This is a genomic window from Azospirillum sp. B21, assembly GCF_008364825.1.
In the GTDB taxonomy this organism is placed as follows: Bacteria; Pseudomonadota; Alphaproteobacteria; order Azospirillales; family Azospirillaceae; genus Azospirillum.
This window is the reverse complement of sequence record NZ_VTTO01000002.1, coordinates 311,946-329,351: the sequence shown is the minus strand read 5'-3', so window position 1 is coordinate 329,351 and position 17,406 is coordinate 311,946. Positions and strand designations below refer to the sequence as shown.

Sequence of the window (17,406 nt, the reverse complement as noted above, 5' to 3'; positions counted from 1 at the left end):
TCTACTCCGCCGCCGCGCGGCCGGGCGCCCGGTCGTTGCCCGGCAGCGCCGCCGCCTTGGAGCCCGGCCGCAGCCAGCGCCGCAGGCGGGTGCCCAGCCGGTCCATGTAGAGATAGACCACCGGCGTGGTGTAGAGCGTCAGCACCTGGCTCAGCACCAGCCCGCCGACGATGGCGATGCCCATCGGCTTGCGCAGTTCCGACCCGGTGCCGTTTTCCAGCGCCAGCGGCAGGGCGCCCAGCAGCGCCGCCATGGTGGTCATCATGATCGGGCGGAAGCGCAGGAGGGAGGCCTCGTAGATCGAGCGTTCCGGCGCCATGCCCTGGTGGCGTTCGGCCTCCAGCGCGAAGTCGATCATCATGATGGCGTTCTTCTTGACGATGCCGATCAGCAGAACGATGCCGACCAGCGCGATCAGCGACAGGTCGTGGCCGGTCGCCATCAGCGCCAGGAGCGCGCCGATGCCCGCCGACGGCAGGGTCGACAGGATGGTGACGGGGTGGATCGTGCTCTCGTACAGGATGCCCAGCACGATGTAGACGGCGACCACCGCCGCCAGGATCAGCCAGGGCTGGGTTTCCAGCGAGCTGCGGAACTCGGCGGCCGTGCCGGCGAAGCGGGCGGTCGCGGTGTCGGGCATGCCGATGCTCTCGCGCGCTTCCTGGATCGCCGCCACCGCCGCACCCAGCGAGACGCCGGGCGCCACGTTGAAGGACAGGGTGACGGACGGGAACTGTCCCTGATGGGTGATGACCAGCGGTGCGGTCTTGCGCTCCACCGACACCACCGCCCCTAGAGGAACGACGCCGCCGTTGCCGGACTTCACATAGATCTTGGACAGCGACGCCGGGTCCATCTGGAAGGACGGCTCCACCTCCAGGATCACGCGGTATTGGTTGGTCTGGGTGTAGATGGTCGAGACCTGACGCTGGCCGAAGGCGTCGTACAGCGTGTCGTCGATGGCCTGCGGCAGCACATTCAGGCGGGATGCGGCGTCGCGGTCGATGGTCAGGTAGACCTGAAGCCCGTCCGGCTGCTGGTCGGTCGCCACGTCGGTCAGCTCCGGCCTTGCGCGCAGCGATTCCAGCAGGCGCGGGGTCCAGTTCTCCAACTCCTTCGGGTCGGCGTCCTGCAGGACGTATTGATACTGGGTACGGCTGACGCGGCTGTCGATCTGCACGTCCTGCACCGCCTGCATGAACAGCGAGACGCCTTTCAGGTCGGCGGTGGCGGCGCGCAGGCGGGCGATGATCTCCTCGGCCGAGGAGGTCCGCTCGTCGCGCGGCTTCAGCGCGATGGTCAGGCTGCCGGTGTTGGTGGTGGCGTTCACCGTGCCGGTGCCGACGAAGCTCGCCACCCCGGCGACGTCGGGGTCGCGCCGCACGATGTCGGCGACCTCGCGCTGCCGCTCCGCCATCGCCTTGACCGAGATGGAGGGGGCGGCGTCGGTCACGCCGACGATGACGCCGGTGTCCTGCTGCGGCAGGAAGCCCTTGGGCACCACGCTGTAGAGGTAGAGCGTGGCGGCCAGCGTGGCGATGGTGAAGACAAGCGTCGCCGGCTGGTGGCGCAGCACGACGCGCAGCGAGGCGGCGTAGCCGTTCAGCAACGCGTCGAAGCCGCGTTCGGTCCAGCGGAAGAAGGCGTTGGGCCTGCTTTCCGTCTCGGGCTTCAGCAGGCGGGCGCACATCATCGGCGTCAGCGTCAGCGAGATCACCGCCGACACCAGCACCGCGATGGACAGCGTGATGGCGAACTCGCGGAACAGCCGGCCGACCACGCCGCCCATGAACAGCAGCGGGATGAACACCGCGATCAGCGACAGGGTCAGCGAAACGACGGTGAAGCCGATCTGGCGCGCACCCTTCAACGCCGCCGGCAGCGGCTTCTCCCCCTTCTCGATGTAGCGGACGATGTTCTCGATCATCACGATGGCGTCGTCGACGACGAAGCCCGACGCGATGGTCAGCGCCATCAGCGACAAATTGTCCAGGCTGAAGCCGCACAGAGCCATGACGCCGAAGGTGCCGATCAGCGACAGCGGCAGCGCCGCCGCCGGGATCACCGTCGCCCATGCCTTGCGCAGGAACAGGAAGATCACCATCACCACCAGCCCGGCGGTCAGCACCAGCGTCTTCTGCACGTCCACCACCGAGGCGCGGATGGTCTCCGTCCGGTCGGTCAGCACCGCCATGTGGATCTGCGGCGGCAGCGTGGCCTGGAGCGAGGGCAGCAGGGCGCGGATGCGGTCAACCGTCTCGATGATGTTGGCGCCGGGCTGGCGCAGCACGTTCAGCAGGACCGCCGGCTTGCCGTCATGCCATGCGGCGAGCCGGGTGTTTTCCACCGAATCGACCACGGTGCCGATGTCGGACAGCCGCACCGGGCCGCCGTTCTTGTAGGTGACGATGATCGGGCGGTAGGCAGCGGCGGTCTCGATCTGGTCGTTGACGCCGATGGACCAGGACTGGCGCGGGCCGTCGAAGCTGCCCTTGGGCGCATTGACGTTGGCCTGGGTGATGGTGGTCCGCACATCCTCCAGCGTCAGCCCGAGACCGGCGACGGCGGCGGGGTTGACCTGCACGCGCACGGCGGGGCGCAGGCCGCCCTCGATCCCGACATAGCCGACGCCCTCGACCTGGGACAGCTTCTGCGCCAGCAGCGTGTCGGCGGCGTCGCTGACGGTCTCAAGCCGCAGGGACTCCGAACTCAGCGCCAGCACCATGACCGGCGTGTCGGCCGGGTTGACCTTGTCGTAGACCGGCGGGTTCGGCAGGCCCTTGGGCAGCGTGCCCGACGCGGCGCTGATCGCCGACTGCACGTCCTGCGACGCCGCGTCGATGTCGCGGGACAGGTCGAACTGCAGGGTGATGACCGACAGCCCGAAGGAGCTGGTCGAGATCATCGAGGAGATGCCGGCGATCTGGCCGAGCTGCCGTTCCAGCGGTGCGGTGACGGAGGACGCCATCACGTCGGGGGCCGCCCCCGGCAGCTGGGTGGTGACGCGCACCGTCGGGAAATCCACCGTCGGCAGGGAGGAGATCGGCAGCGAGCTGTAGCCCAGAAGGCCCAGCAGCACGACCGCCAGCATCAGCAGCCCGGTGGCGACCGGCCGCAGGATGAAGGGGGCGGAGATGTTCATGAGGGCTGCCGACCCTCACGTTGCTGCCGGTCGCGCCGCCGTTCCTCCTGCGGCGCCGGGGCGGCGCCCGGCACCGGCGCCGGTGCCGACGCGATGGGGTCGACGATGCGGATCTTGGAGCCGGGTTGCAGGCGGTACTGGCCGTCCACCACCACGCGCTCGCCGGGGGTCAGGCCTTCGTCGATGATGGCCTTGTTCTCCTCCTGGCGGGCGACCTTGATCGGGCGCTGCTCCACCGTCAGGTCGTCCTTGATGACATAGGCGTAGGTGCCCTGCGGTCCGCGCTGCACCACGGTCGACGGCACCGTGGTGGCGTCGCGGCGGATGGCGGACAGCAGGCGGACATTGACGAACTGGCCGGGCCACAGCTTCTGCGGGTCGTTGGGCATCTGCGCCTTCAGGCGGATGGTGCCGGTGCCGCTGTCGATCAGGTTGTCCACCACGGCGAGAGAGCCGGTGTCGAGCACGCGCCGGCCCTCGCGGTCCTGCACCTCCACCTTGACCGGGCCCTGCGCCTGGGCGGCCAGCACGGTGGGGAGCTGTTTCTCCGGCAGGGTGAAGAGCACGGCGATGGGCTGGATCTGGGTGATGGTGGCGATGCCGTTCTGGTCGCTGGCCCGCACCACATTGCCCTGGTCGACGTTGCGCAGGCCGATGCGGCCGCTGATGGGTGCTGTGACGGTGGTGTAGTTCAGCTGGACCCGCACCGCCTCGATCGCCGCCTCGTCGGCGCGGATCTGCGCCTCGTACTGGGCGACCAGCGCGCGCTGGGTGTCGACCGTCTGGCGCGACGCGAACTCCTTCAGGTTCATGTTGCGCTCCAGGTCGCGCCGGGCGTTGGCGAGCAGCGCCTCGTCCTGCGCCTTCTTCGCCTCGGCCTGGGCAAGCTGGGCCTGGAGAGCGCGGGAATCGATGGTCGCCAGCAGGTCGCCGGCCTTCACCAGCTGCCCTTCCTGCAGCGAGACGCGCTGAAGCTCGCCGTCGACGCGGGCGCGCACGGTGACGGTGTTGAAGGCCTGGATCGTGCCGATGCCGTCGAACCAGATCGGCACGTCCTCGCGCGCGACCGTGCCGGCCTGCACCGCCACCACGGCGCTGCGGCCGGCGCCCCCAGGCCCGCCAGGACCGGGAGGGGCGCCGGCGGCGGGCGGTGCCGTGGGAGGCGTCAGCTTCTGCTGAACCGCGTAGCCGATGCCGCCGACCAGACCGGCAAGAACCACACCGGCGACCACCGGCTTCCAACGAATCGTCATGACTGTCCCGACGTTTTCAGGACGGCCGCTGGGCCGCCCCGGTCTTTCCGTGTGTCCTTGATACGGGGCGGCGGGGCGGATTCGTCGGGGCGGATCGAAAAAAATGTCCAAGGTCGGCCCGGATGATTCGCCCGGATGGTTCGCCTTGATCTTCGGTCGAGACGCGGTCATTATGATGCATCATACAACGAACGCCGAAGCATGGGTGAGCGGGCAGACGATGAGCGGATTCGATCTCTCCCTTCTCGAACACGACAATCTTGGCAGCACGATCTATCAGAAGCTGTGCGAGGCCCTGATGAAGGGGGCGTTCAAGCCGAACGACCGTCTGAAGATCCGCGATTTGGCCGAGCGGCTTGGGACGAGCGTCACGCCGGTGCGCGACGCCATCCTGCGGCTGGTGCAGGATCAGGCCCTGGTGCTGCGCTCGCCGCGCGACATCCGCGTTCCGATGCTGACCCGCGCCGCCTATCTGGAGATCCGCGACATCCGCGTCAGCCTGGAGGGGATGGCCGCCGCGCGCGCCGCCGGGAAGGCCACGCCCGACCAGATCGCGGCGCTGGAAAGCCTACTGGCGCGCAACGAGGACGCGATGGCTGCCGGCAATACCGCGCTGGCCACCGAACTCAACCAGATCTTCCACTTCAAGCTGGCGGAGATCGCGGACATGCCGGTGCTCGGCGACATTCTGCGGCGTTTGTGGCTGCAGATGGGACCGCTGATCGCCGACGTTTATGGCGGGGCCGGGCGCGCCATGATCGACCATCACTACCCGCTGATGGATGCCATCCGCCGCCACGACGGCCCGGCCGCTGCCATCGCCATTCAGGCCGACATCCTGCTGGCCAGCGGCCCGATCCTGGAGAGGATCGACGCCGAGGTACCGGACCGGGCGCCTGCAGTGCTCGTCTCCTGATCCCGCCGCCACTTCGCCTGTCTTCACGCCCGGTCCACCGATGAATATGATGCATCAAACACTGAACGCCTCGAACCACAAGGAGACATCGGCCATGACCCCCGGTGATGTTCTGACCACCGTCTCGCCGCCGATCTCCCTGGAAGAGGCCGCCGCCATGATGCAGCGGTGGTTCGGGGTGACCGGCACCGTCCGGACCCTGAGCAGCGAGCGCGACCGCAACTTCCACATCGCCGCCGCTGGAGGGCAGGGCTATGTGCTGAAGTTCACCAACCCGGCGGAACCGCAGCCCGTCACCAGCTTCCAGACCGGGGCGATGCAGCATGTCGCCGCGCGCGACCCGTCCCTGCCGGTGCCGCGGGTGGTGCCGACCCTGGACGGCGAAGCCCAGGCGATTGTCCGCATCGATGGCCAAACCATGGTGCTGCGGCTGCTGACCTATCTGGAGGGCACGCCGCTCCATGCGGCGCCGGCCTCACCGGGACAGATGCGGGCGCTGGGGGCGACGCTGGCCCGGCTGGATCTGGCGCTGGCCGACTACGCGCATCCCGGCTCGGAGCGCGACCTGCTGTGGGACATCACGCGCACCGCCAGCGTCGCCGACCGGCTGCATTACCTGCCCGACGGCCCGCGCCGCCGGATGGTGGAGCGCTTCGTCGCCCGCTTCGCCGAGCAGGTGGCGCCGCGGCTGCCTGCCCTGCGGCATCAGGTGATCCACAACGACCTCAACCCGCACAACGCGGTGGTCGATCCGGTCGGCCACGAGGCGGTCACCGGGATCATCGATTTCGGCGATGCCCTGAAGGCGCCGCTGGTCAACGATCTGGCGACGGCGCTGGCCTACCACGTCACCAGCGGCGAGACGCCCTTCGGCTCCCTGGTCGAGATGACCCGCGCCTACAACGCCGTGCTGCCGCTGACGCCGGAGGAGGTGGAGCTGCTGCCCGATCTGGTGGCGGCCCGGCTGGCGCTGACCATCGGCATCACCGGCTGGCGGGCTGCCGAATATCCAGACAACGCCGCCTACATCCTGCGGAATTCCGAACGCGCCTTCGCCGGGCTGGAAAAGCTGACCGGCGACGAGGCCGCCACCGCGCACCGCCTGCTCCATCTCGCCTGCCAGAGAGTGTGACCCGTCATGACCATGATCAACGCCTACGCGCCCGCCTCCGCCGGATCCCTGCCGGAGCGCGAGCGCGCCCTGATCGCCCGCCGCGAGAGGCTGCTCGGCCCGGCCTACCGGCTGTTCTACGCCGACCCGATCCATGTGGTGCGGGGGGAGGGCTCCTACCTCTATGACGCCGACGGCAACCGCTATCTGGACGCCTACAACAACGTCGCCTCGGTCGGCCATTCCCGGCCGGAGGTGGTGGAGGCGATGGCGAAGCAGGCGGCGGTGCTGAACACCCACACACGCTATCTGACCGACGGCATCATCGACTTCGCCGAAGCCTTCCTGGCGGAATTCCCGGCGCCGCTGTCGCACCTGATGCTGACCTGCACCGGCAGCGAGGCCAACGATCTGGCCCTGCGCGTCGCCCGCGTCCACACCGGCGGGACCGGCGTCGTCATCGCGCACAACGCCTATCACGGCGTCACCTCGGCGCTGGCGGAGATGTCGCCCTCGCTGGGGGCTGCGGTGAAGCTGGGCGACCATGTCCGCGTGGTGCCGGCGCCCGACAGCTACCGCATCCCGGAGGCGGAGGTCGGCGCCGCCTTCGCCCGCTCCGTCGAGGCGGCCATCGCCGACCTGCGCGAGAAGGGCATCGCCCCGGCGGCGCTGCTGGTCGACACCATCTTCTCCAGCAGCGGCGTCTTCACCGATCCGGCCGGCTTCCTCGCCCCGGCGGTGGAGGCGATGCGCAAGGCCGGCGGCATCTTCATCGCCGACGAGGTTCAGCCCGGCTTCGGCCGGCTCGGCACCCATATGTGGGGCTTCGCGCGCCACGGGCTGGTGCCCGACATCGTGACGGTCGGCAAGCCGATGGGCAACGGCCACCCGGTGGCGGGGGCGATCTTCCGGCCGGAGGTGATCGAGGCGTTCGGCAAGAGCCAGCGCTATTTCAACACCTTCGGCGGCAACCCGGTGTCCTGCGCCGTGGCGCATGCCGTGCTGCGCGTCATCAAGACGGACCGGCTGCAGGAGAACGCCCTGACGGTCGGCACCGAGATGATCGACGGCCTGCGCGCGCTCGCCGCCAAGCATGACCTGATCGGCGACGTGCGCGGCAGCGGCCTGTTCATCGGCGTCGAGATGGTCCGCGACCGCAAGTTGAAGACGCCGGCCCCGGAGGAGACGGCCCGCGTGGTCAACGACATGCGTCGGCGCCGGGTGCTGATCAGCGCCACCGGCCAGGAGGGGCACATCCTGAAGATCCGCCCGCCGCTGGTGTTCTCCTCCGACGACGCCAAGCTGTTCCTCGCCACGCTGGACGAGGTGCTGACGGCGCTGTGACACGAGGTTGGCGGCGGGACCGGAACGGGTCCCGTCAGCCAACCAGCCCGGCGGCCAGATTGACGCCCAGCGCCAGCACCGCCGTGTTGAACAGGAAGGACAGCGCGCCGTGCATCAGCACCAGCCGGCGCATGCCGGCGCTGCGGGTGGTGACGTCGGAGACCTGCGCCGTCATGCCGATGGTGAAGCTGAAATAGAGGAACTCCAGATAATCGGGGGCGTCGTTGCCGGGAAAGTCCAGTGGCCGCTCCCCCTGCCGCTCCCCCTGCGGTCCGCCGTTCAGCCAATAATCGTGGGCGTAATGCTGGGCGAAGAAGACGTGCAGGAAGCCCCAGGACAGCAGGACCGTCGCCGCCGCTAGCCCCGCCGACAGCCCTTCATGGGGGGAGCCCTTGGCCGACACCAGCTCCACCACGATGGCGGCCAGCGCTATCAGGGAGGCCAGCACCGCCCCGGTCAGCACGCCCCATTTGCCGGGGTCGAGCAAGCGCGCCCGGCGGCGCATCGAGGCCACGGTCGCCCGGCTCATCAGGAATCCTGCCATCAGAATGTAGACGGTGACGCCCAAATCCCAGCCGGTCAGCAGCGCGGTTGAGGGGCGGAACCACAGGGCCGCTACGGCCCCGGATGTGAGCGCCACCGCCAATGCGCCGGAAAGCGACGGGCGGTTGCGGAGATGGGTGAGGCTGCGGCGCATCGCGCCTCCGTATGGTCCCGGCCGGCTCCTTCCGGCCGACAGATCAGTTGGAGGCGGGATAGAGCGGAAGCAAGGTCTGCTGGCGGCGCTGGTAGCTGATCAGCTCCCAGGCTGTCAGCGGCTTTGCGCCCTGCGCCCGGCAGGCGTCGGCGACCTCGAACATCAGGGCCTGCTGGTGGAACAGGGTGGCGTAGGCGTTGCCCAGCCGGAACTCCGGATCCCACATGTGGATGGCCTCGGCGCCTGCGCCGTTCACCTCGATGATGCGGAAATCCTCGCCCACCGCCAGCCGCTCCACCGAGGCGAAGCGCACGTCGAAACGGCCGAAATGAAAGCCCGGCATCTGGTCGGCGATCTCGTCGAAACGCGCGGTCAGCGTCGCGGTGACATGGCCGCAGGCATCCTTGTAGAGCCCGCCGACCCGGCTGCTGCCGACCAGCGACAGCCGCACCGTCCGGCCCGCCGCCGGCACCTCGTCCAGCCGGTCGGCCAACGCCCCATGGTGGAGATCGGCCTTCCAGGAGGCGCGCGGGTCGGCGGCGATCAACTCGCGCAGGCTGGACCGCCCGTCGCCCACCACATGCGGGTAATAGCGGAAGGTCATGGAGAAGATGCGGCCGTGCCGCTCCCCCGGCTTGCGGACATAGAAGATGCCGGCCTCGCCCGCGTAGTCCACATGCTCCTGCAGGATCACCCGCGCCTCGGCCGGGAAGCCGGCGAGATAGGCGTGCAGGTCGGCGGAATCGCGCACCAGCCGCACGCCGATGCCGCGCCAGCCGATGTCCGGCTTGGCGACCAGCGGGAAGGACAGGCCGGCGCCGGATGCCAGCCGGCCGAGCGCCGCAGGGGTCAGCGCCGGCCGGTTGACCAGCGCGACGGAACGCGCCGCCCAATGCCGTGCCGCCGGGCCGATCAAGTCCATGCAGGCGATCTTCGACTCGCCCAGCAGCCCGCCGGCCTCGATCGACGGATTGGCGGCGGTCGGCAGGCTCAGGCTGCGGTGGCGGATGCCCAGAGCGAACCACTGAACCACCAGCGGGATGTAGAACAGCAGCGGCGGAATGCGCTCCGCCCAGCCTATGGTGGGGGCGCCGGCCGGCACCACCGGCAGGCCGGGCAGGGCGATGGCGCGCGGAGTCGGATTGCAGTGCAGCGCGTCGCGCAGCCCGCGGGGCAGATGCGGCTCGACATTGGCCCGGAGGCGGGCGAACAGCGCGCGGACGATGGACTGCGCCCGCTTGGTGCGCATGACCATCAGCAGGGCTGCGCAGCCGATGCCGATCACCTGCACCTGGACCGCCGCCGCCTCCAGCGACGAGGTCATCAGCGTCAGCAGAAGCCCGACATGCACCCCCGCCGTCACCAGCGTGATGATGATGAAACGCAGGAACGGCACCCGCATCACGCCGCAGGCGAAGTAGGTCGGGAACAGAACGCCGGGCACGATCCGGCAAGTCACCAGCGTCGGCAGCAGGTTCTTCTGCAATGCCGTACGGCAGCGCTCAAGCAATGGCCCTTCGGTCCGCCGCCGGATCCAACTGACCCGCAGAGACAACAGTCCGAGGACATAAATGAAAAGGTCGCCGATAACGATCCCGCACAGCAACGTGACAGCAGTCACGCCGATGCTGACGGTGCCGACGCTGACCAGGCTGGCCCCCACCGCAATTGCAACGTCTTCGTGCAGAAGCGTAAGCAAAGCTAGGCCCAGCAACAGAGGGAAACCGGCAAAGGCGGTTATTGGTTGCAATGCAGCAAACACGGGCAGGGTGTCCAATGGAAGAACGGCGGTCAGGGCGCCATCTGCAAAATTGCATAGGTAATCGTAAGCATCACGTTAAAACTTTTGTGGAACCGGTCCGGTCGCCAACTGTTTCTTTTGAGCCATATCGTATCGTTATGGGAAGGATAGAAAATATGTTTTTGCAGGTATGGCGCCGGCACGGCACAGTGCGGTTCAATCGATGACCGGCCACTCGGCAGCTGGCCGGCAACCGGCGGCGAACCGCCATACGACTTGACCAGGAGACGCACCGTGCAGAGCATCCAGTGGGACGACGCCTTCCTCCTTGAAGCCCAACTGACCGAGGATGAGAAGCTGGTGCGCGACAGCGCCCGCGCCTACTGCCAGGACCGGCTGCAGCCCCGCGTCATCTCCGCCTTCCGCGAGGAGCGGTTCGACCGCGAGATCATGAGCGAGATGGGCGAGCTGGGCCTGCTGGGTCCGACCATCCCGGAGGAGTACGGCGGGCCGGGCGTCAGCCACGTCGCCTACGGCCTGGTCGCCCGCGAGGTGGAGCGGGTGGACAGCGGCTATCGCTCCGCCATGTCGGTGCAGTCCTCGCTGGTCATGCACCCGATCTACGCCTATGGCAGCGAGGAGCAGAAGAAGAAGTGGCTGCCGCGGCTGGCCACCGGCGAGCTGGTCGGCTGCTTCGGCCTGACCGAGCCGGACCACGGTTCCGACCCCGGCGGAATGAAGACCCGCGCCACCAAGGTCGACGGCGGCTATCTGCTGTCGGGCGCCAAGATGTGGATCACCAACTCCCCCATCGCCGACCTCGCCGTCGTCTGGGCGAAGTCGGACGCCCATGACAACAAGATCAAGGGCTTCGTGGTGGAGCGCGGGACCAAGGGCTTCTCCACGCCGAAGATCGAAGGCAAGCTGTCGCTGCGCGCGTCGGTCACCGGCGAGATCGTTCTGGACGAGGCCTTCGTGCCCGACGAGAACCTGCTGCCCAACGTGTCGGGCCTGGGCGGTCCGTTCGGCTGCCTGAACAAGGCGCGCTACGGTATCGCCTGGGGCGTGATGGGTGCGGCGGAGTTCTGCTGGCACGCCGCCCGCCAGTACACGCTGGACCGCAAGCAGTTCGGCCGTCCGCTGGCCCAGACCCAGTTGGTCCAGAAGAAGCTGGCCGACATGATGACGGAGATCACGCTGGGCCTGCAGGCCTGCCTGCGCGTCGGCCGCATGATGGACGACGGCAGCTGGTCGCCGGAGGCGATTTCGCTGATCAAGCGCAACAACTGCGGCAAGGCGCTGGACATCGCCCGCGTCGCCCGCGACATGCACGGCGGCAACGGCATCTCCGAGGAGTTCCAGGTCATCCGCCACATGGTGAACCTGGAGACGGTGAACACCTACGAAGGCACCCACGACGTCCATGCCCTGATCCTGGGCCGGGCGCAGACGGGCCTGCAGGCCTTCTCGTAAGGTTTTAGAAACGCCCTCTCCCGCCCCGGGAGAGGGAGGGACCCGTCGCGGAGCGGCGGGAGGGTGAGGGGTGCTCCGAGGATCGGTGTGGTTGCGGATTGCTCGGAGCGATCCTGTCCTTTCCCGACCGGCAACGCCGGGTCTTCCCTCCTTCTCCCGGGGCGGGAGAGGGCGTTTTTCACGCCGCCTTCACATCCCCCGTCGCCTGCTGGCGCACCTCGGCCAGGAAGCGGTCGACCTCGGCCGCCAGCGCGCGGGTCTGGCCGGACAGGCCGCGGGCGGCGTCCTGAACACCCAGCGCCGTGCTGCCGGCGCTTTCCGCCGTGTGTGCCAGCGCGGCGATGGTCGCCGACACGTCCTGCGTGCCCAGCGCGGCCATCTCCACCGCCCGAGCGATCTCCTTGGTGGCGGCGTTCTGTTCCTGCACCGACTGGGTGATGGTGCCGGCGATGCCGTCGATCTCGGTGATGGTGCTGCCGATGGCGCCGATGGCGTCGGCCGCCTCGCGGGTCACCGACTGCATGGCGTTGACCTGGGCCGCGATCTCGTCGGTCGCCTTGGCGGTCTGGTCGGCCAGCCCCTTCACCTCGGTCGCCACCACGGCGAAGCCCTTGCCGGCCTCCCCGGCGCGGGCGGCCTCGATGGTGGCGTTGAGCGCCAGCAGGTTGGTCTGCTTGGCGATGGCGTGGATCAGCCCGACCACCTGGCCGATGCGCTCGGCATTGGCGATCAGCCCCTGCACGGTTGCGTTGGTGCGGTCGGTGTGTGACACCGCCTCCCCGGCGATGCGGGCGGAATGGCCGACCTGCTCGGAGATGCCGCCGATGGAGCCGGCGAGTTCGGTCGCCGCCGCCGCGGCGGAGCGGACGTTGGATTGGATGTCGTCGGATTCGCGGGCGACGTTGCGGGTCTGGCTCGACGCCTCGCCCACCACCACGGCCATGCGGTCGGCGCTGTCGGCCATGCCCGATGCAGACTCGGCGATGCCCTCCACCAGACGCTTCACCGTGCCTTGGAAACGGTCGGCGAGGTCGAGCAATGCCGCGCGCTTGGCCTCCTCCGCCTTGGCGTCGGCTTCGGCCTGGGCCGCGTGCATGCGCTCGATGGCGCGGGCGTTGTCGCGGAAGACGGTGACCGAGCCGGCCATCGCGCCGATCTCGTCGGAGCGGCCGGTGCCGGGCACCTCCACCGCGGTGTCGCCGCCGGCGAGATTCGCCATCGCCGCCGACATGGCCCGCAGCGGGCGGATGACGATCCGGCCGAGCAGGACGTTCAGCAGGGCGATCTGAACGACCAGCGCGATCAAGCAGATGGCGATCTGGTTGCGCATCTGGGTGGCGATGGCGTCGATCTGCTGGTCCAGGCTCCAGGCGATCTGCAGGGCGCCGACCAGCCGGTTGCTCTTGCCGGTCACCACCGGCACCGTCACCACGATGTGGCCCTTGGCCGAGCGGGTCTGCGCGCCCTTGCCGGCCAGCACCGCCTCGACCAGATCCTGGTCGGCCTGCAGGTCGTATTTGGCGAAGCGCGGGTTGGAGAAATCGGCGAGCGTGCCGGCGGCGGAGGCGGCGCGTAGCGAGGCCAGTTGCACCTCGCTGCTGTCGGCCAGCGGCATGAACTCCGTCTCGATGGAGGCGCCGTCGCCGGCGACGAAGCTGGTCTTGGTGGCGTTCGCCAGCATGTCCGTCTTGACACGGGCGTCGTGCGTGGCCAGCCGCACCGCGTCGTCATACTGCATCTTGGCCTGCAGCCCCATGATGACGATGAAGCCGCCGACGATGGCCGCCACGAAGGCCGCCGTCACCTTGCGTCCGACACTCCAGAACCGACGCGGCCGGGATGCGGCCGCCTTGTCCACTGCCATGCTCTTGCCCCTTCCCATGCCGCCTTCGCTTGCCACAGACCGCCAGCCGCCAAGGCACGACGACGCGCCGCCGGCAGGGCCGGCGTTCTTTGGTAAAGCGTCAACGAATTGCAAAATTTAAATGGTATTGTAACAGGGCGCCAAGGCAGGCGCCATGATGTTCTTCTCTGACTTTCGGAAGATTACGTCCTATACGGGCAATCCCAAAGTCGTGAGATGGTTCGGCCAAAAATAAGACGCCACCGTCGCTTTGACGAAGCGGCGCCTTTCCATGCCGGTACTGCCGGTTGTCCGACCTTAGTTCTTTTGTCGGCCGTTCCTTGTTCTGGAGTGGAGCGGATCTTTACAGGAACCGGTCCACTCCAGGATCGCGCTGTTTCAGCCGCGGGCTGGATGGCGCTCCCGCCAGCCGAACGGCCCGGCAGTCTCGTAGAGCCACGGATACTGGTTGACCATGCGGCGGGCGATGGCGATGCGGTGCGCCGTCAGCGTGATCAGCCCGATCACCACGGTGTGGACGATGAAGCCCCACAGCGACAGCAACTGCTCGCCGAACAGGCCCCAGGCGAGGAAACGGTCGCCCAGCCCCAGCAGAAGCGAATAGGCCAGCACGCTGGACACCGGCTTCCACCCTTCGGCAAGCGTCTGGCCGGTCAGCACGCCGCAGCCGCCGAACACCAGAACCGTCAGGAACACGAACACCGGAACCGATGAGCCGAGGATCGTTTCCATCTCAGTGGCCCCCTTCCAGATAAGCAGCCCGTACCTCCGGGTCGGCCAGAAGCTGCGCCCCCGTCCCCGTCATCGTGATCTTCCCCGTCACCATCACATAGGCCCGGTGTGCCAGCTTCAGCGCGTGGAACGCGTTCTGCTCCACCATGAACACCGTCATCTTCTGTTCCCGGTTGATCTCCTGGATCACCTGGAAGATCTGCTTCACGATCAGCGGCGCCAGACCCAGCGACGGTTCGTCCAGCAGAAGCAGCCGCGGCTGGCTCATCAGCGCACGCCCGATCGCCAGCATCTGCTGCTCGCCGCCCGACATCGTGCCGGCGCGCTGGTTGATGCGCTCCTTCAGACGCGGGAACAGCGTCAGAACCCGCTCCAGCTCGCGCTCGAAGCTGCCGGGCTGGGCGACGATCGAGCCCATCTGCAGGTTCTCCAGCACCGTCATCCGCGGGAAGATGCGACGGCCTTCCGGGCTCTGCGCGATGCCGCGCCGCACGATCTCGTGGGTGGGCAGGTCGGTGATGTCCTCGCCCTCGAAGAACACCCGGCCCTGGCGCGCCCGCGGGCTGCCGCAGATCGTCATCAGCAGCGTCGACTTGCCCGCGCCATTCGCGCCGATCAGCGAGACGATCTCGCCGGCGCCGATCTCGATGTCGATGCCCTTCAGCGCCTCGATGGCGCCGTAGAAGGTGTGGACGCCCGATACCTTCAGCATGGCTCAGGCCCCCTTCTGCGCGCTGGTCTGGCCGGCGCCCGCCTGTCCGGCGGTCGGCGGCATGTTCAGGTCGGCCGCAACCTCCGGCGGCAGCGCCTCGTCCTCGTCCTCGCCCAGATAGGCGCGGATCACCGCCGGGTCGTTCTTCACATGCTCCGGATCGCCGTCGGAAATCTTCCGGCCATAGTCCAGCACCACCACATGGTCGGAAATGCGCATCACCACGCTCATGTCATGCTCGATCAGCAGCACGCCGGTCCGGTGGCCCTGCGGCGTCTGCACATCGCGGATGAAGGTCAGGATCTCGGCCAGCTCCGCCGACTCGCGCGGGTTCAGGCCGGCCGCCGGCTCGTCCAGGCACAGCAGCACCGGCTCGGTGCACATGGCCCGCGCGATCTCCAGGCGGCGCTGGGCGCCATAGGGCAGGTTGCCGGCTTCCCAGTCGGCGAACTCGGTCAGCCGCACCCGCTCCAGCCAGTATTTCGCCAGCTCCACCGCCTCATGCTCGGCCTTGCGGTAGCTGGGGAAGCCCAGCAGCCCGCCGATGGCGAAGGTCGAGGCGCGCATCAGCTTGTTGTGCTGGGCGACGATCAGGTTCTCCAGAACGCTCATGCCGCTGAACAGCCGGATGTTCTGGAAGGTGCGCGCCACCCCGGCCAGTTGGGCGATGCGGTAGCCCGGCATCCGCTCCAGCAGGAACTCCTTGCCGGCGGGGTGGCGCAGCGTCAGCCGCCCCACCGTGGGGGTGTAGAAGCCGGTGACGCAGTTGAACAGCGTCGTCTTGCCGGCGCCGTTCGGGCCGATCAGCGCGGTGATCTCGCCCGCCCGCGCCTCGAACGACACGTCGTTGTTCGCCACCAGACCGCCGAAACGCATGGTCAGGTGCTCGACCGTCAGAAGTGGCTTGTCAGTGCTCATCGGTGCTGCGCTCATTTCGCGGCTCCCGTCGCGGCGGGGTTGCGGCCGCCATGCAGGAGGATGGTCGGGTCGCGGTGGGCCAGCAGGCCGCGCGGACGCCACAGCATGATCACCACCATGCCGGCGCCGAACGCCAGCATGCGGTAGTCGGCCAACTCGCGGAACGCTTCCGGCAGGCCGATCACCAGCAGCGTGGCGACCACCACGCCGATCTGGCTGCCCATGCCGCCCAGCACCACGATGGCCAGGATGATCGCCGACTCGATGAAGGTGAAGCTCTCCGGGCTGATGAAGCCCTGGCGCGTGGCGAAGAAGGAGCCGGCGAAGCCGCCGAACATCGCCGCGATGGCAAAGGCCGCCAGCTTCATGTTGGTGCGGTTGATGCCCAGCGAGGCGCAGGCGATGTCGTCCTCGCGCAGAGCCTCCCACGCCCGGCCCAGCGGCAGCTTGCGCACCCTGAGCGTGAACAGGTTCACCACCAGCGCCAAGGCCAGGATGAGGTAGTAGAGGAAGATGATGCGGTGCAGCGGCGAGAATTCCAGCCCGAACATCTCGTGGAAGGCGGCCATGCCCTCGGCCGGGCTGCGGGAGAAGTCGGCGATGCCGAAGAAGCTCGGCCGCGGAATGCCGGAGATGCCGTTGGGGCCGCCGGTGAACTGGTACCAGTTGACCAGGATGATGCGGATGATCTCGCCGAAGCCCAAGGTCACGATGGCGAAATAGTCGCCGCGCAGCCGCAGCACCGGGAAGCCCAGCAGCACGCCGGAGATGGCGGCCAGCACGCCGGCCAGCGGCAGGCAGACCCAGAAGCTGAGCCCGAAGTAATGGGCCAGCAGCGCGTAGGAATAGGCGCCCACCGCGTAGAAGGCGACATAGCCGAGGTCGAGCAGGCCGGCGAGGCCCACCACGATGTTCAGGCCCCAGCCCAGCATGATGTAGGTCAGCAGCAGGATGCCGATGTCCAGGATCATGCGGTCGGCCAGCGGGGTCAGCGGCAGGACGGCGGCGAAGGCGACGGCGACCGGGCCGATGTAGCGGCTGGCATGCTGGACCTTGGCGGCGATGCGGTCCATGCGCTTGTCGCGGTCGGCCTGGGACAGCTTGGAGCGGCCGGTGGCGACCGTCATGGCGGCGCGGATGGCGATGACGCCGCCGCCCAGCACCAACACCAGGCGCAGCACCTGGGTCGGCATCGGCAGCAGCAGCCCGACGCCGGCGCAGGCCAGCGCCAGGATCAGCACCGGCAGCGCCATGCCCTGGCGGATCAGCCCGAGCCCGAGGCGGCCGAGGAAGACCAGCAGCAGCGAGGCGACGACCTCCTCCGGCCGGGCTTCGATGCCCAGCCCGGTGGGACGGTCCACCGTGCGCAGGCCCACCAGCGGCACGGTCAGCAGCAATGCGACGAAGGCGGCGAGGCCGGCGTCCTTGATCGTGGCGGCCCAGTCGACGCCGCGCGCAGCGCCGCCCGCGGCGGACGAGACGGTGTTGGAGTGCATGGTCATG

Annotated in this window: 13 protein-coding genes; 4 read left to right on the top strand and 9 right to left on the bottom strand. The window is 68.5% G+C overall.

Annotated elements, in window-relative coordinates; translation table 11 throughout:
• Position 1 precedes the first annotated feature (1 nt).
• Together FZ983_RS06220 and FZ983_RS06215 are read right to left on the bottom strand one after the other, a co-directional pair.
• On the bottom strand, positions 2 to 3,142 hold the full coding sequence (locus FZ983_RS06220; protein ID WP_149222712.1) for a multidrug efflux RND transporter permease subunit: 3,141 nt from the start codon (positions 3,140 to 3,142) through the stop codon (positions 2 to 4).
• A complete protein-coding gene (locus FZ983_RS06215) occupies positions 3,139 to 4,395 on the bottom strand; it encodes an efflux RND transporter periplasmic adaptor subunit (RefSeq protein ID WP_149222711.1) in 1,257 nt (418 codons plus the stop codon). The genes FZ983_RS06220 and FZ983_RS06215 overlap by 4 nt, the downstream gene beginning before the upstream one ends.
• 103 nt (positions 4,396 to 4,498) lie before the next feature.
• Here FZ983_RS06215 and FZ983_RS06210 point away from each other — a divergent pair, with 103 nt between their 5' ends.
• The 3 genes from FZ983_RS06210 (at position 4,499) to FZ983_RS06200 (ending at position 7,766) form a co-directional block, all read left to right on the top strand.
• Entirely contained in the window at positions 4,499 to 5,311 is an 813-nt protein-coding gene (locus FZ983_RS06210) for a GntR family transcriptional regulator (RefSeq protein ID WP_247883613.1), read from the top strand.
• A gap of 94 nt (positions 5,312 to 5,405) precedes the next feature.
• On the top strand, positions 5,406 to 6,443 hold the full coding sequence (locus FZ983_RS06205) for a phosphotransferase (protein ID WP_149222709.1): 1,038 nt from the start codon (positions 5,406 to 5,408) through the stop codon (positions 6,441 to 6,443).
• A gap of 6 nt (positions 6,444 to 6,449) precedes the next feature.
• Entirely contained in the window at positions 6,450 to 7,766 is a 1,317-nt protein-coding gene (locus FZ983_RS06200) for an aminotransferase class III-fold pyridoxal phosphate-dependent enzyme (protein ID WP_149222708.1), read from the top strand.
• Positions 7,767 to 7,800: 34 nt separating this feature from the next.
• Here FZ983_RS06200 and FZ983_RS06195 read toward each other — a convergent pair whose 3' ends face one another.
• Together FZ983_RS06195 and FZ983_RS06190 are read right to left on the bottom strand one after the other, a co-directional pair.
• Complete coding sequence (locus tag FZ983_RS06195; protein ID WP_149222707.1) at positions 7,801 to 8,463, bottom strand: DUF1345 domain-containing protein; 663 nt, start codon at positions 8,461 to 8,463, stop codon at positions 7,801 to 7,803.
• Positions 8,464 to 8,506: 43 nt separating this feature from the next.
• A complete protein-coding gene (locus FZ983_RS06190; protein ID WP_247883612.1) occupies positions 8,507 to 10,162 on the bottom strand; it encodes a VTT domain-containing protein in 1,656 nt (551 codons plus the stop codon).
• 336 nt (positions 10,163 to 10,498) lie between these two features.
• Here FZ983_RS06190 and FZ983_RS06180 point away from each other — a divergent pair, with 336 nt between their 5' ends.
• Positions 10,499 to 11,677, top strand: coding sequence for an acyl-CoA dehydrogenase (locus FZ983_RS06180; RefSeq protein ID WP_149222704.1), 1,179 nt, complete (start codon positions 10,499 to 10,501; stop codon positions 11,675 to 11,677).
• A gap of 178 nt (positions 11,678 to 11,855) precedes the next feature.
• Here the strand turns inward: FZ983_RS06180 and FZ983_RS06175 are convergent, their stop codons facing one another.
• The 5 genes from FZ983_RS06175 to livM form a co-directional block, all read right to left on the bottom strand.
• Entirely contained in the window at positions 11,856 to 13,541 is a 1,686-nt protein-coding gene (locus FZ983_RS06175) for a HAMP domain-containing methyl-accepting chemotaxis protein (protein ID WP_247883611.1), read from the bottom strand.
• A 378-nt stretch (positions 13,542 to 13,919) separates the two neighbouring features.
• Entirely contained in the window at positions 13,920 to 14,273 is a 354-nt protein-coding gene (locus FZ983_RS06170) for a DUF6867 family protein (RefSeq protein ID WP_149222702.1), read from the bottom strand.
• Between the two features lies 1 nt (position 14,274).
• Positions 14,275 to 14,985, bottom strand: a complete 711-nt coding sequence (locus tag FZ983_RS06165; RefSeq protein WP_014189439.1) for an ABC transporter ATP-binding protein — start codon at positions 14,983 to 14,985, stop codon at positions 14,275 to 14,277.
• Positions 14,986 to 14,988: 3 nt separating this feature from the next.
• Entirely contained in the window at positions 14,989 to 15,903 is a 915-nt protein-coding gene (locus FZ983_RS06160; RefSeq protein WP_149222701.1) for an ABC transporter ATP-binding protein, read from the bottom strand.
• Positions 15,904 to 15,914: 11 nt separating this feature from the next.
• Positions 15,915 to 17,405: a high-affinity branched-chain amino acid ABC transporter permease LivM gene (gene livM, locus FZ983_RS06155; protein ID WP_149222700.1), complete on the bottom strand. Its 1,491-nt coding sequence runs from the start codon at positions 17,403 to 17,405 to the stop codon at positions 15,915 to 15,917.
• Position 17,406 lies beyond the last annotated feature (1 nt).